We start from the raw sequence: 12844 nt of genomic DNA, 5'->3' as shown, positions 1-12844 counted from the left end.
AATTAAAGCCTGCATAATTGGCAATTTAAGCGTATTCCTCCCATACTTTTAGCTGGTGTTTAAAGCACGGAGCTAAAATGCACTTTATTGGAAAGCAAGTCCATCGGGTTATAAAAAAATTGCTCGTATTTCTGTGTTGTGTGTTGTTACACAGCGTAAGTACTTTTGCTGCCAGTGATAGTGCGTCAGTTTGGCTGCTTGACTCCGCTGAGCCACTTGCCAAATTAAGTGAATCCTTGGAACAATCACTACAAAATGCTAAAAAGCTGAATGCACTCGAAAGCAGTTCTATTCGCCTTGCCCCGCAAACATCTCATTGGTTAATAATCGATTTATTCCAACTACCCGACAATAATAATTACGTTGTTTATCTTGGTGAGCCTAATTTAACCTGGGCTAAATTTTATCTTTTAGATGAAAACTATCAGGCTACCAATAATCAGCGACTCGCTTCACTCGAAAGCTTATCAAATGTTCGACCGCACTGGTTAATAGAGCATAGCCAGGGCCATCGCTGGGCATTGGTTAACTTTGAGCACGATAGGGCACTGACGATAGAAGTTGGGTTGGTTTCTGCCAAAATATTTGAAACCAATTTACATCAAATAATTTTAAGCTATGGCGCAATTTTAGGCGTGCTAGTTTTATGTATGTTTGTATGTGCTGTCTATTTTTTTGTATCGCAGCAACCAAAATACTTGGTGTTGGATGCGTACTTCGTGTTGGTTTGTATCGGATTTTTGATTGATAACGGGTTAATAAACTATCTTGTTGATGGTTTAGACTGGGAAGCAAAATGGCCTGTTAATGAGTTTGCATTATGTTTTATAAGCTATTTTTTATATCACTTTCTAGCGATCCATACCTATACAGTTACGTTTAAAAAGGCTTGGCAAGCTATGATGGTTTGTTTACTCAGCGCAGCCGTGTTGTCATCACTATTGCCTCAGTTTAATCGTCAGTGGCTTTTTATAGTCAGCTGTTTGGGCTTTTTGTGCTTTGCTTCTGTAATCTTTTATAGTTTGATTAAGCGTAAAAACAACCGTACTCACCTGCGTGTTTTTATGCTTTTAACTATTGTTATTCAAGTGCTGAGTCTATTTATCTGGAATGGCTTTGGCATTGGTTACCATGGTGTTCATAACACCATCTTACTTATGGCATCACTTGCGATATGTTCCGTACTGTTATTAAAAGATCGCCAGCAAATCTCAGCGTTTAGCTACTCCATGTTACATGATGCAGATACTAAGCTACCAAATAAGCAGTTTTTACTCGCGCAAATGGTGAAGAAAGTATCGCAGAAACAACACTTTTCAGTTTTATTATTTAAACCTCATGTACTTTCAAATGCCCGCTCTACATTTGGTTTTGAGCAAGCCAATATTTGTATCAATGAAAGATTAAGTATCTTAAATACTCAGCTACAGAGTATGAGTGCACTAAAGCTTGAAATTCAAGCAAGCAGAAGCGCGTGGCTTGCTCACGTTGATGACAGTACGTTTGGCTGTTTAATTATGGGCGAGCTTGAGCTAAGTCACATAGAGCAGTTTGCATGTTTGATCCATGGGGTCTTTGAAGAAGGGCTCACCCATGAAGATATTAATTTAGTTGATAGTGTTGATATTGGGGTTGCCTATTACCCGATGCATGGCAATACCGCGAAACAAATCTTGCAATGTGCGATACAAGCTATGTCTGAAAAGCGTTTACAAGGTGAACGTTGGCGCATGTTCGATTCAGAAACTGCACGCCTTTCTGAGCAAAGGTTATCGATTGCTGCTGCACTTAAAATTGCGATTGATGAGAACCAACTCAGCTTACACTTTCAGCCGCAGATATGTTTGAAAACAGGCAAAGTAGTGGGCTGTGAAGCATTGCTGCGATGGCAGCATCCTGTATTTGGTGCAGTAAGCCCAGATGTATTTATTCCAATTGCAGAGTCAGCAGGGGTGATCAATCAGCTTACAGAGTGGGTCGTTGAAAGGGGCATTGAATGGCAAGCGAAGTTTTGCAAACTGATACCCGATCACGTTATTTCTATTAATATTTCAGCAAAAGATTTATTAAATAAAGACTTACCCGTGCTTTTAATCACTATTTTAAATGAGCAAAAAGTGCGTGCCGAATCTGTGATGCTGGAGCTTACAGAATCTGCAACTTTGGAGGAAAGTAAAAAGATCAAAGCGACACTTGATGACTATCGTTTAATCGGTTTAAAGCTAGCAATTGATGATTTTGGTACCGGCTACTCATCGCTTGCTTATCTGAGCCAGCTAGGCTTTGATGAGGTGAAAATAGATAAACAATTTGTGTTAAACCTGCCATTTTCAGTGAACGATCAGAGTATCTGCCGGGCAACCTGTGACATCGCCACTACTTTGGGTGCACATGTTGTTGCTGAGGGTATTGAAGATGAGCAAAGCCTAGCAATGCTGCAAAGTTATGGCTGCCAGTTTGGACAAGGGTATTATTTTTCAAAACCGCTTTGTGCAGATGATTACTTAACTTGGATAAGCGAGGTGCAGAAAGTTGAAATTAGCCTTGATGCAACAGCGAACCTAACTGATTAAAGTAATTCAGCAGTGCTGAAAAGCAGCGCATTGAATGCTGCTCATCTGGGTAGATTAAGCCACTTGTCGATAACCCACTCACTAAAAAGCTATTTTTTATATCAGGGTGCATGGCAATACACTTTTCAAAACAGCGAGCCGCTAGTTCTTCAGGCATACTCATATAAAGTTGCTTTACTTGCCTATCAAAAGCAATAGATTGCTTCACGAACGCATTTGGATTTTCACCTGAGGTGTCTAAAAATACCTGATGGTAAAACTCATTTAAGTGTTGATTAAGTGGATGACTCAAATCTGGTGACTGTTCGAGCCACAGTGCTGAGCAAAATTGCATACTTTTTCTGCTCTTAAATAAATGCTGACAAATATGGTGATCAAACGCATGAAACCATTCATGTGCCAGAGCGCCACCACCGGCATTTTTTGCTAGTGCAAGGGTTTGACTGTGGGCATTGTAATGAGCCTGCACACCTTTTTGGCCACCATGACCAAAGGCAAAATTAAGCTTTCCCCTAAGGCCTATTGCCGTTGGGGGTAAAGTCAGTATTTGCGCTAGATCAGCTAAGGCATCGTAAATTAAATTCGCCGCTAATAGCCGCTCTTGCTTATTAACCCAATTGCCAACCACCATGGTACGAAAACCAAAGGTATCGCGAATATCGTCAAAATCGACCTGATCATCAAAGCGGTAATCTGGTCCCTGACGGTGAAAACCGACACTAAGCCGTTTTGATACACGCATTATAAATAGCGTGCCTTAACATCATCTGGCATATGTTGGGTTTGCTTATCGACCAGTGCTGCTAATAATTTGTATAGCGGTGTTACATCAAGGCCTTCAATCAGTTTAAGGCTATGAGCCACTGCTTCTAAAGTTGATAAACTATCTGCGCGTGGTGCTTTACGAATGACGTATTTGTTTTGTGGTATTTGCTTAAAACTCACAGCCTGAAACCCCTGAAGGCTTGGAGTTAATTGCAGCATTTTGTAGGCTTTTTTCCACGTACCATCAATCACAATTAAATGAGTTAAAGACTGTTTGAAAGCATCTGTAGTGGCAGTGTGTTCATCTAAACATAATGCATTATCAGCAGGATAGAGTACCGCAGTTGTTGCTTTTGGCAATGTTGCGAGCTGTAAAAAGTCTTGTTCTGACTCACCTGCAATGATTTGGCAGTTATCTAAGCCTAAATTCAGTAAATTAGCGGTGTTCTTAGTAACTTTTTCCTCACTAGGGTGGCGTAATATAATGATTTTTAGTTTATTATTGATTATGCTTATTGAATCACATAAACAGGTTTTAACTGAAAAGCCACAATGTGAGCACAATTCTCTAGCCATACGAACTCAGGTGTAAATCAAAACTATGCCTAGTATACATGAGCTTAACTCGCAAAGCAGGTTTGCTTTTTAGCTATGAACGGCTAAAGTTGCGATTTATATAATTACGTTTTTGATTAAGGGATAAAGATGACGACAATCACAATTGATGAGAGTGCACTGGAAGGGATGGAATCACTTTTAGGTGACTAATTTGCCGACACCTTGACCTTTTGTTGTAGTGAATTTCAGCGTTTAGGCTCTGAAGTACTTGCAAATCTTGGTTCAGATAACGAAGCAGCTGCAAGGCATGCACACAGTTTAAAATCAAATGCAGCTCAATTTGGTGCTGCAAGTTTATCATCGCTTGCGCAAGAAATTGAACTGACCTTGAACCAAGGTGATGTAGCCACTGCACAAGAAAAATCACAAACCCTTGATGAACAAGTTTCAGGTTCTGTAGAAAAATTACAAGCTTGGTTCGCTACTCGCTAAAAACTTGAATTTATTTCAGTTATAACCGCAATAATCCTCTGGCGTGGTGGCCCCTTACTGGGTTAGTCTTAAGGCTAATTAGTAGAGGTAACCATGTCACAAATCAAAAAGAGTCACAAACTAGACGGTGTCTGTTATGACATACGTGGGCCTGTGCTTGCACAAGCTCGAAAAATGGAAGACGAAGGGCAAAAAGTATTAAAGCTAAACATTGGCAACCCAGCTGCCTTTGGCTTTGATATGCCTGAAGATATGCACAAAGATATCATTCGTAACTTATATTCAGCCCAAGGCTACTGTGACTCTAAAGGCCTCTACTCAGCCCGTGTGGCTGTCTATCAACACTATCAGCAACGCGGATTATTTAATCTTGATGTCGATAATATTTATATCGGCAATGGGGTCAGCGAATTAATTCAAATGACCACACAAGCATTACTTGATAATGACGATGAAGTGCTTATTCCTGCACCGGATTATCCGCTATGGACTGCATCGGTTAAATTAGCAGGGGGTAACCCTGTGCATTATCTATGTGATGAAGAACAAGATTGGTTCCCTGATATTGCTGATATTAAATCGAAGATCACCTCAAAGACCAAAGCGTTGGTGCTTATAAACCCGAATAACCCAACAGGGGCGGTGTATAGTGATGATCTGTTGATGGAACTTATCAATATTGCTCGCGAGCACAAGTTATTGTTACTGAGCGATGAAATTTACGAGAAAATCTTGTATGACGGTGTCAGCCACAGCTCGATTGGTGCGCTGTGTGATGATGTGCCAATTATCACCTTTAATGGCCTAGCAAAAACGTACCGCGCTGCGGGATTGCGTATGGGCTGGATGGTGTTAAGCGGTCGTACTAGCATGATGGACGACTTAAGCCGTGGCCTAGATATGCTGGCATCAATGCGCTTATGTGCCAATGTACCTGCTCAGTATGCTATTCAACAAGCTTTAGGCGGTGTGCAGTCAATCGATAACTTGATAAACCCTGGTGGTCGATTGTATGTGCAGCGTGATATTGCATGGCGTGGCTTAAATGCCATTGATGGTATTAGCTGTAAAAAGCCTAAAGGGGCGCTTTACGCTTTTGCGAAAGTGGATACGGCGCACTTTAACATTAAAGATGATGAGCGCATGATTTTAGATTTACTCAAAGCTGAGAAAATCTTATTAGTGCATGGTCGCGCATTTAACTGGCCTGATCCTGATCATTTCAGATTGGTATTTTTACCAAACAAAGATGATTTAACAGAAGCCATGAGCAAGATGCAGCGATTCTTTGCTGATTATCGACAAAGCTAAAAAAAGCGAGCCGAGGCTCGCTTTTTTAATAAGCTTTATCAACACGCACCGTGTTATCGGTGAGGTACACCAAACGTACTTTATCACCTTGGTTGAACAGCATTTGGTTGTCTTTATCTTGCACAACCATAAATTGTTCGCCGCTTTCTACTTTGATCATCAATTCAACGAGCTGATACTGTATAACGCGACTGTTTTGTTGGCGGTTGTGGGCAACAGAGCCACCAATCATTGAGCCTAAAATGGTTGCTACAGTACGGCCACTGCCGCCACCAAACTGGTTACCGATAACGCCGCCAATAAGCGCACCACCAAACGTTTCCCAGCCGTTGGTTTTATCTCTGACCAGTTCTTGTTCAGTAATGGTTCGCACTGACTGTACTGAGCCAAACAACACCTGTTGTACAGGTACTGCTTTGTTACGCTGATAGTCAGCATAACTTGGCGAGCTCAGTAATAAACAGCTTGCTAGGATTGCTACTAGGTATTTCATAAACCCTCCTGACTACCAGCCAAAAGTTGATTTCTCACGTGTTTTGCGGATTTCAGTTTCATCAGCCCATTCAACTAGGCCGCTTTTTAAATCCATTAAACGCATAGTGAATTTATAATACACATCAGCCTTGTCAGCATTCGATTTAACAATGCTCGATAAGTTACCGTATAACATATATTGCGCACCAACTTGCTGGCCAAAGGCAATAGCGGTATTTGGATTTACAAGTGGGTCAACGTTTTGGAAGTTAAGTTGTTCGCGCACAGCTTCAACACGGGTCATATCAACAAAGCGGAACTTACCACTGCGTAATAACTGTGTTGAGATTGAATCGGTGATTGATTCAGTATCAATGTGCTCGCTCGTTTTGTTTTTAATACGCTCAACAAACACGATAGGGCGGGTATTTGCTGTCATGGTACCAACCACAGGTGAAGCAAGTAACGAGTCTGTCATTTGGCTTGCTACTTTTTGTAGATCCGTTGAACCAAAGTTGATATCTGTGGTTTCTACGGCTTGCGCATCACCATAGCTAACAACTGCTTTGTTAGCACAACCAGACAGCAACAAAGCGCTTGTTATTGCAACGGCCGCAGCCGACTTAACAGAAAGTAATTTCATTGTAGTATCCTTAATCTTCAAATTCTTGTGCTTCTGTTGACACTTCACGCACTGCAAGCGAGAAGGTGACAGCATTTGCTGTCGGGGCTAGGCCCGGTAATTGGGTCTTAGCAAATCCAAATAATGTAATAGGTTGCCAAGGTGAGTGGTTGCCGCGAATAACAAAGCCATCAGCGTCATACCAAGTAAATTGATACTGTAAGTATTGAGACTTTTTGTACTGGCTTGCCAGTGTCACAACAACATCTGTTAAGCCATTTGTTTGGCGTGTTTTTACATCTGTAATGGCTAATTTCTTGCCAAGTTCAGGGTTATTAACAATCAGTTGTTGGTTATACTGTTGTGATGCCTGCTCAACACCAATGCCAGAAGTGGTAGGGCGTGAGGAGCAAGCCGCAACAAGTAAAATGGTTAATAGTGGCACTAAGTATTTCATCATTGCTCCTAGAGTTGTACGACATGTGTGTCGTAGTAGTTATTTATAGAGGTTAGAAAAATCAAGGTTAACCCTTGCTTACTAACCGTAAAGTCTATTTCGCCATACCCTGGCACGGTTAAAGCGTGCTGACCTGCTGGCATCGCGTGCTGCGCAATACTCAGTTGACTAGGTAAAGTCGACCAGCTTCGCGTATCAGCCTGCTCTGATGCAATGTTATAAATATTCGCTAAAATATTACCGACATCGCCGCCGCTTCTTGCCAATTCTGCACGCATCTTTTCTTTCGCAACCAAACGCATAATTTGGCGGGTTATTCTGCCAGCACTTTGATCTTTTAACGTCTTTGCTGCCAACGCTTCAAGCCTAACAATGGGCGTCAGTGGCAAATTTTCGCCATCGAACGTCACTGTTTTATCACTGCCCGCATAAGGCGCATCGCGGTAAACTGGCATCGCAATACTGTAAAAGCGTGCATCACCACGGGAGGTATAAATGGGTAATCGTAAATGAAACTCTTGCCTTGCTGGTATCAAACCTTGCTCTGCAATTACAATTACTTGGCCCGTGTTTGCTTGAGTCAGCTTTAGCTTGCCAAAGCGTTTGCTAAATTCTTCAAAGTCCTGATCAAACCCTTGTTTTTTGGCAAGGCGTAACACTGTTTGCTGTAAGTAACTATTTTCGCTATTTATTTCGAGTGCTTTCTTATAATCGATATAGGCATCATCAAACTGTTTATCTGCCTCATAAAGTAGGCCAGACAAATAAAACGTAAAGGCATTTTGAAAGCCATTTTTAACATTGCCAATTAGCTCGGCCATATCAGGGTAGCCTTCGGCTGCCTTTTCTGCTTGTTCATCAAGTGCGGCTTGATTGTCTTTAAGTGCATCTTCTTGCACTTTATTAGCACGCCTAACTTCAACTAATGCAGATTCAAGTTGTTTATCAAAAACATAACTCAGTGCTTTGTAGCTATGCAGCATGGTCATTTCATAGGCTGCTGGCTCATAACCAATCACTGAGTCATTGGTTAATAATGAATTTGTTTGCTCAAGGCCTGCACTTAGCTGTACTTTGGCTGCTTGACGCTTTTTTTCCATATTTTGATAAACAGCTTCAAAGGTCTCATTGGCCTCGGAATTTTGTTTAGCCAAAAATTCAAGACGAGCCGTTTCAAGCTGATTTAATAAATAGTTACTATGGCCTCGGCTGTTACTTGGCAAAAGTTGCTGCGCACTTGCTATGTTATTTTGAGAAACAGCTTGGCGCACAGGTCTTAGCTGCGTCGCATAATCTTGGAATAGATCAGTAATACCTATGGTACTGCAACCAGATAACAGTAGAGCAGCTCCAATAAATAAACGTCGATGCACTGAACACTCCTTTTAAACAATGTACTGAGATTAGCATACGCGGCTTAACCTTCTATGATAAATTATGTAAAAAATCGTAAGTTAATTGTCTAATTTTAGGTCTTATCTTTTTTAAAACCAAAAGGATAACTCATTTGTTGAGCACCGTACTGTATACCTTGATTGCACTTTGTGCGTTTGCAGCTAACTCTTTGCTGTGCCGAATGGCATTACAAAGTGGTGATATTGATCCGTTAAGTTTTACTGCCATTCGCTTAGCAAGTGGAGCGTTTATGTTACTAGGCTTACTTTTATGGCAAACAAAGCTAAAGAAAACAAAATCACAATCAGCTAAACCTTTAACCGATAAAGGTAACAATATCAGTGCCCTTAGTTTATTTGTTTACGCGCTGTGCTTTTCAGTTGCCTATGTTGATTTAAACACAGGCACAGGCGCACTTATCTTATTTTCGGCAGTACAATTAACCATGATTGGCCATAGTGTTTTAAATAAAGAGCCACTCAGTAAAGTACAGTGGGGGGCTTTGTTTGTCGCTTTTGCGGGTTTTATTTACTTAATGCTGCCCTCAGCCACAGTGCCTTCTTTCATGCCAGCAATGCTCATGGCGTTAAGTGGCGTGGCATGGGGGGGTTACAGTATTCGCGGAAAATCATGCAGCTCACCGTTGCAAGCAACCAGCTTTAACTTTCTAAGAAGTTTAATACTTGTGCCAATTTTAGTGATTTTAGCTATGGTTGATTGGCAAGGTATTACTGCGAGTGGGGTTTATTTGGCGATAGCTTCAGGAGCGCTTGCATCTGGGCTTGGCTATAGCATTTGGTACATTGCACTACCTAGGCTTAAAAGTAGCCAAGCAGGGGTGGTGCAGCTAACCGTGCCTGTGCTTGCCACATTAGCTGGGGTGATGGTTTTAGATGAGCAATTAACAGCGCGTTTAGTTGTAGCCAGCGCCTTAATTCTTGGCGCTGTACTGGTATTTTTAATGGCTAAAATTAGGGCGTATTAATATTTAACACGTAGCGTTCATACAGGGTGTTAAGTTCAGTTAGTATCGCTTGCTTGCCGCTAAGCTCATTTTGTTCAATAGATTGCTGTAATGTTGCAACTGACAGATACTGCATCATCTTTGCAGATACACCAATATGACTAATATGCCAAGGCTCAGGGGCAACCCCACCTTTGTACTCTTGGTAAGGGCGATAAAAACCATACTTTTCTAGGTTATCGTCAAGCCATGCAGCAAGCTTGGCAAAGGGCCCTGTGGGCGAATACTCATCAGGCGTTAATTGCAGCTCGTAATCATCGTCAATAGGGCGGGTATCGTAAATGTCGAGGTCGGTACCAAAGTGGTGCCTGCTTGCCCCCGGAAGTGCTGAGTAAAGCATAATAGCGTGGCACTTTTCAGTATCACTTAGGCTTTCTAAATCTACCGTTTGTTGCTTTAGGGTGTAAACCGGTCGAAGGCCCTGAAATTTAGCATTCCAAATAGCACTTTGACGATGAAAGTCTCGAAAGCTTGAGGCAATTGTCAGATCAATACCTGCTTCTTTTGCTCCCTGCTGCAGAGCTAAAAAATCATTAACAATATCACGATGCAAGCGATGATTTTGTAGCTCAACTAAATGTGAGCTACTTAACCCCGTGGCACATTGTTTAAGCTCGGTTTGGTTCATGTAAGCAGTTGCTCTAAAATGACTTCGTAAATATCAGCTAGTTGAATTAAATCATCCGTGCTAACACATTCATCTACTTTATGAATAGTTTCATTACGCGGACCAAGCTCAATGACTTTGGCACCCGTTTGCGCAATAAAACGGCCATCAGAAGTACCGCCGGTGGTTTCAAGCGCGGTGTCGCGTCCAGTCACCTGCTTAATAGCGTGCACGGTGGCATCAACTAACGGACCATGATCGGTTAAAAACGGCAGTCCATTAACAATCCAATTTAGCTCGTAATTCAGGTTGTGTTTCTCAACAATTTCTACGACTCGCTGTTGTAGTTCTTGGTGAGTCACTTCAGTGCTAAAGCGAAAGTTAAATTGAATTTCAAGCTCACCAGGGATCACGTTACCGGCACCGGTGCCGCCGTTAATATTCGAAACTTGAAAGCTGGTTGCAGGGAAAAATTCGTTACCTTGATCCCACTCGGTTTGACTCAGCTCAGTTAACGCAGGAGCAGCTAAATGAATCGGGTTTTGCGCTAAATGCGGGTAAGCAACATGGCCTTGCACACCTTTCACGGTTAAAAAGCCAGTTAATGAACCTCGACGTCCATTTTTTACCACATCGCCAAGTACATCACGTGAAGATGGTTCGCCAACTAGGCATAAATCAATCTTCTCACCACGTGCTTCAAGAGTATCGATAACACGGGTTGTGCCGTTGATAAACGGGCCTTCTTCATCAGAAGTAATTAAAAACGAAATTGACCCTTTATGATCTGGGTGCTTAGCCACAAAACGCTCTGTGGCAACTACCATGGCAGCTAAAGAGCCTTTCATATCGGCTGCACCGCGGCCATGTAACATGCCGTCTTTTACCAGTGCAGAAAAAGGCGGGTGCTGCCAATTTTTTGCAGGGCCTGTTGGTACAACATCTGTGTGACCTGCAAAACAAAAATGCGGTGACGCATCCCCCTTACGAGCCCAAGTATTCAAGGTATCAGTGAAAAACAGTGATTCAATATTAAAGCCTAGTTTTTCAAGGCGTTCGTTCATTAACGCTTGGCAACCAGCATCTTCAGGCGTTACTGATTCACGCTGAATAAGCGCTTGAGCAAGTTCAATAACAGGCTGAGTCATTAGGCAAAAATCTCATCGTATTGAGCTGCTTTAAAACCTAAGTGGTATTGGCCGTTATGCACAAGTACCGGGCGCTTGATCATCGCTGGTTGCTCAACCAGTAATGCTAATGCAGATTCTTTATCTAGGTTTTGCTTTTGTTCATCAGATAATTGGCGATAAGTTGTGCCGCGTTTATTAACTAAATCTTGCCAATCAATGTGCGCTGCAAATTCGTTAACTAGCTCAGCACTAATGCCGTCTTTACGGTAATCATGGAAAGTAAATTCTTGATTGTTATCAGTTAAATATTTCTTGGCTTTTTTGATTGTATCGCAATTGCTGATACCGTACATGATAGTCATAAATTCTACTTTTTAGTTACAGTGAGTAATGTGTCTACCCCAGCAGTGACCTGAGATAGTGAATAATATAGGGGTCCAAGGTGTTGGCTATTGAGAACGCACAGTGTGCCAAGCATAGGGCTGCTCAGCTCGCGTAAATCAAAATAGGCTAATCGTTCACCTTTGCTAATTTTACTGCCGTTTAATTTAGCAATATTGGTGTGGTTGATATGTTCTTCAACCGATGAAAACGATAAGTTTAATAAAACTTTTAAACCGTTTTTTGCCTGTAAAATGTATTCTTTACCGGCATTTTTAACTTGTAATAGGGTGCCATCGAATGGCGCGATGATGTTGTGGCTAGTTAATTCAACACTAATCCCTGGGCCAAGGGTGGCAAAACGAAAAAATGGCTCAGGGTGTTCGCTAATGCTTTTTACACGCCCAGTAAATGGGCTTTTAATGGCCATGCAGCGTGCTTTTCTGAGGCTGCGTTCGGGTAAGTATTGAACTTCGTTAGTCATGGCTTATTTAACATCACCTAGCACATGGTAACCGTCTTTTTTCAGGGCTGTAATAGCTTTGGCCATACTTTGCTTTTTCACCAATACATAATCTGTATCGTAGGTTGATAAAGCAAAAATCGAGATCGACGCTTTTGCTAACACGCCAGAAATATTCGCCATAATACCAGTTAACGAAAAACCAAGTGGGCCAATAACTTCAAGTGCTTGCCAGTCGGTTTCTTGATCAAGACTGTCGAGCTGAAAACTACTAGGGCAAACAATAGACAGCTCATCAGCCGTTTTTGCAATAAAGAAAATAGCTTGTTGGAGTAAGGCAGGATCAATCGTCGCATCGACATCTAAACTATGAATGGTAAGTTCTTCACTATGAAGTTGTAACGTTTGTTTTGACATCTGCGATCCTATCTTTGAAGCCTTTGAATTTATAGTATAGGTAAACAAAGTTAAGATAAAGCGCAATAATTTTGATTGCTGAGGTTTTACTCAATATCGCTGTTGAGGTTGTCCACAGATTCTGTGGATAAATATGGGAATAGGTCAGTATAAAGAAGTTAATAGGCTAATTTAT

At 41.6% G+C, this 12844-nt stretch carries 14 protein-coding genes and 1 pseudogene; 4 read left to right on the top strand and 11 right to left on the bottom strand.

All coding sequences use genetic code 11. The annotated features are described in order from the left end of the window. Window positions 1-77 precede the first annotated feature (77 nt). Entirely contained in the window at window positions 78-2573 is a 2496-nt protein-coding gene (locus AADY36_RS10005; protein ID WP_342408933.1) for an EAL domain-containing protein, read from the top strand. Here AADY36_RS10005 and AADY36_RS10000 read toward each other — a convergent pair. Continuing rightward, window positions 2539-3315, bottom strand: coding sequence for a CLCA_X family protein (locus tag AADY36_RS10000; RefSeq protein ID WP_342408932.1), 777 nt, complete (start codon window positions 3313-3315; stop codon window positions 2539-2541). The genes AADY36_RS10005 and AADY36_RS10000 overlap by 35 nt on opposite strands. Beyond that, window positions 3315-3914, bottom strand: coding sequence for a tRNA-uridine aminocarboxypropyltransferase (locus tag AADY36_RS09995; protein ID WP_342408931.1), 600 nt, complete (start codon window positions 3912-3914; stop codon window positions 3315-3317). The genes AADY36_RS10000 and AADY36_RS09995 overlap by 1 nt, the downstream gene beginning before the upstream one ends. Before the next feature lie 129 nt (window positions 3915-4043). Here AADY36_RS09995 and AADY36_RS09990 point away from each other — a divergent pair. Next, a pseudogene (locus tag AADY36_RS09990) lies at window positions 4044-4388 on the top strand (Hpt domain-containing protein). 93 nt (window positions 4389-4481) lie between these two features. Continuing rightward, entirely contained in the window at window positions 4482-5699 is a 1218-nt protein-coding gene (locus AADY36_RS09985; RefSeq protein WP_054552951.1) for a pyridoxal phosphate-dependent aminotransferase, read from the top strand. A 25-nt stretch (window positions 5700-5724) separates the two neighbouring features. Here AADY36_RS09985 and AADY36_RS09980 read toward each other — a convergent pair whose 3' ends face one another. The 4 genes from AADY36_RS09980 to AADY36_RS09965 are packed head-to-tail and all read right to left on the bottom strand — an operon-like array spanning window position 5725 to window position 8625. Beyond that, window positions 5725-6192 carry a glycine zipper 2TM domain-containing protein gene (locus tag AADY36_RS09980; RefSeq protein WP_055021127.1) on the bottom strand — a complete coding sequence of 156 codons (468 nt, stop codon included), beginning with the start codon at window positions 6190-6192 and terminating at the stop codon, window positions 5725-5727. A gap of 12 nt (window positions 6193-6204) precedes the next feature. After that, window positions 6205-6816 (bottom strand): penicillin-binding protein activator LpoB, encoded by a 612-nt coding sequence (gene lpoB, locus AADY36_RS09975; protein WP_055021126.1) that lies wholly within the window; start codon window positions 6814-6816, stop codon window positions 6205-6207. Between the two features lie 10 nt (window positions 6817-6826). Further along, window positions 6827-7252: a YcfL family protein gene (locus AADY36_RS09970; protein WP_054552954.1), complete on the bottom strand. Its 426-nt coding sequence runs from the start codon at window positions 7250-7252 to the stop codon at window positions 6827-6829. Window positions 7253-7260: 8 nt separating this feature from the next. Further along, window positions 7261-8625 carry a COG3014 family protein gene (locus AADY36_RS09965; protein WP_342408930.1) on the bottom strand — a complete coding sequence of 455 codons (1365 nt, stop codon included), beginning with the start codon at window positions 8623-8625 and terminating at the stop codon, window positions 7261-7263. Window positions 8626-8762: 137 nt separating this feature from the next. Here AADY36_RS09965 and AADY36_RS09960 point away from each other — a divergent pair, with 137 nt between their 5' ends. Continuing rightward, window positions 8763-9632, top strand: a complete 870-nt coding sequence (locus tag AADY36_RS09960; protein ID WP_342408929.1) for a DMT family transporter — start codon at window positions 8763-8765, stop codon at window positions 9630-9632. Here AADY36_RS09960 and AADY36_RS09955 read toward each other — a convergent pair. The 5 genes from AADY36_RS09955 to AADY36_RS09935 are packed head-to-tail and all read right to left on the bottom strand — an operon-like array spanning window position 9619 to window position 12669. Then, window positions 9619-10299: a M15 family metallopeptidase gene (locus AADY36_RS09955; RefSeq protein ID WP_342408928.1), complete on the bottom strand. Its 681-nt coding sequence runs from the start codon at window positions 10297-10299 to the stop codon at window positions 9619-9621. The genes AADY36_RS09960 and AADY36_RS09955 overlap by 14 nt on opposite strands. Continuing rightward, entirely contained in the window at window positions 10296-11426 is a 1131-nt protein-coding gene (gene dapE, locus AADY36_RS09950; protein WP_342408927.1) for a succinyl-diaminopimelate desuccinylase, read from the bottom strand. Before dapE ends, AADY36_RS09955 begins: the two co-directional genes overlap by 4 nt. Further along, window positions 11426-11770: an ArsC family reductase gene (locus AADY36_RS09945; RefSeq protein WP_054561266.1), complete on the bottom strand. Its 345-nt coding sequence runs from the start codon at window positions 11768-11770 to the stop codon at window positions 11426-11428. Before AADY36_RS09945 ends, dapE begins: the two co-directional genes overlap by 1 nt. Before the next feature lie 5 nt (window positions 11771-11775). Next, entirely contained in the window at window positions 11776-12273 is a 498-nt protein-coding gene (locus AADY36_RS09940) for a PTS glucose transporter subunit IIA (protein WP_054561267.1), read from the bottom strand. Between the two features lie 3 nt (window positions 12274-12276). Continuing rightward, window positions 12277-12669, bottom strand: coding sequence for an ACT domain-containing protein (locus AADY36_RS09935; RefSeq protein ID WP_054552960.1), 393 nt, complete (start codon window positions 12667-12669; stop codon window positions 12277-12279). Window positions 12670-12844: the final 175 nt, after the last annotated feature.

This window comes from Pseudoalteromonas sp. D15MCD-2, assembly GCF_038562745.1.
In the GTDB taxonomy this organism is placed as follows: Bacteria; Pseudomonadota; Gammaproteobacteria; order Enterobacterales; family Alteromonadaceae; genus Pseudoalteromonas.
The sequence above is the reverse complement of the archived record's forward strand: the minus strand, read 5'-3'. Positions and strand labels throughout refer to the sequence as shown.

Bases quoted from the DNA above. Each gene is read 5' to 3' on its own strand.
- AADY36_RS09970 (WP_054552954.1), bottom strand. From the start codon at position 7,252: ATGAAATACTTAGTGCCACTATTAACCATTTTACTTGTTGCGGCTTGC.
- dapE (WP_342408927.1), bottom strand. From the start codon at position 11,426: ATGACTCAGCCTGTTATTGAACTTGCTCAAGCGCTTATTCAGCGTGAA.
- AADY36_RS10000 (WP_342408932.1), bottom strand. From the start codon at position 3,315: ATGCGTGTATCAAAACGGCTTAGTGTCGGTTTTCACCGTCAGGGACCA.
- AADY36_RS10005 (WP_342408933.1), top strand. From the start codon at position 78: ATGCACTTTATTGGAAAGCAAGTCCATCGGGTTATAAAAAAATTGCTC.
- AADY36_RS09955 (WP_342408928.1), bottom strand. From the start codon at position 10,299: ATGAACCAAACCGAGCTTAAACAATGTGCCACGGGGTTAAGTAGCTCA.
- AADY36_RS09940 (WP_054561267.1), bottom strand. From the start codon at position 12,273: ATGACTAACGAAGTTCAATACTTACCCGAACGCAGCCTCAGAAAAGCA.
- AADY36_RS09935 (WP_054552960.1), bottom strand. From the start codon at position 12,669: ATGTCAAAACAAACGTTACAACTTCATAGTGAAGAACTTACCATTCAT.
- AADY36_RS09995 (WP_342408931.1), bottom strand. From the start codon at position 3,914: ATGGCTAGAGAATTGTGCTCACATTGTGGCTTTTCAGTTAAAACCTGT.
- AADY36_RS09985 (WP_054552951.1), top strand. From the start codon at position 4,482: ATGTCACAAATCAAAAAGAGTCACAAACTAGACGGTGTCTGTTATGAC.
- lpoB (WP_055021126.1), bottom strand. From the start codon at position 6,816: ATGAAATTACTTTCTGTTAAGTCGGCTGCGGCCGTTGCAATAACAAGC.
- AADY36_RS09945 (WP_054561266.1), bottom strand. From the start codon at position 11,770: ATGACTATCATGTACGGTATCAGCAATTGCGATACAATCAAAAAAGCC.
- AADY36_RS09980 (WP_055021127.1), bottom strand. From the start codon at position 6,192: ATGAAATACCTAGTAGCAATCCTAGCAAGCTGTTTATTACTGAGCTCG.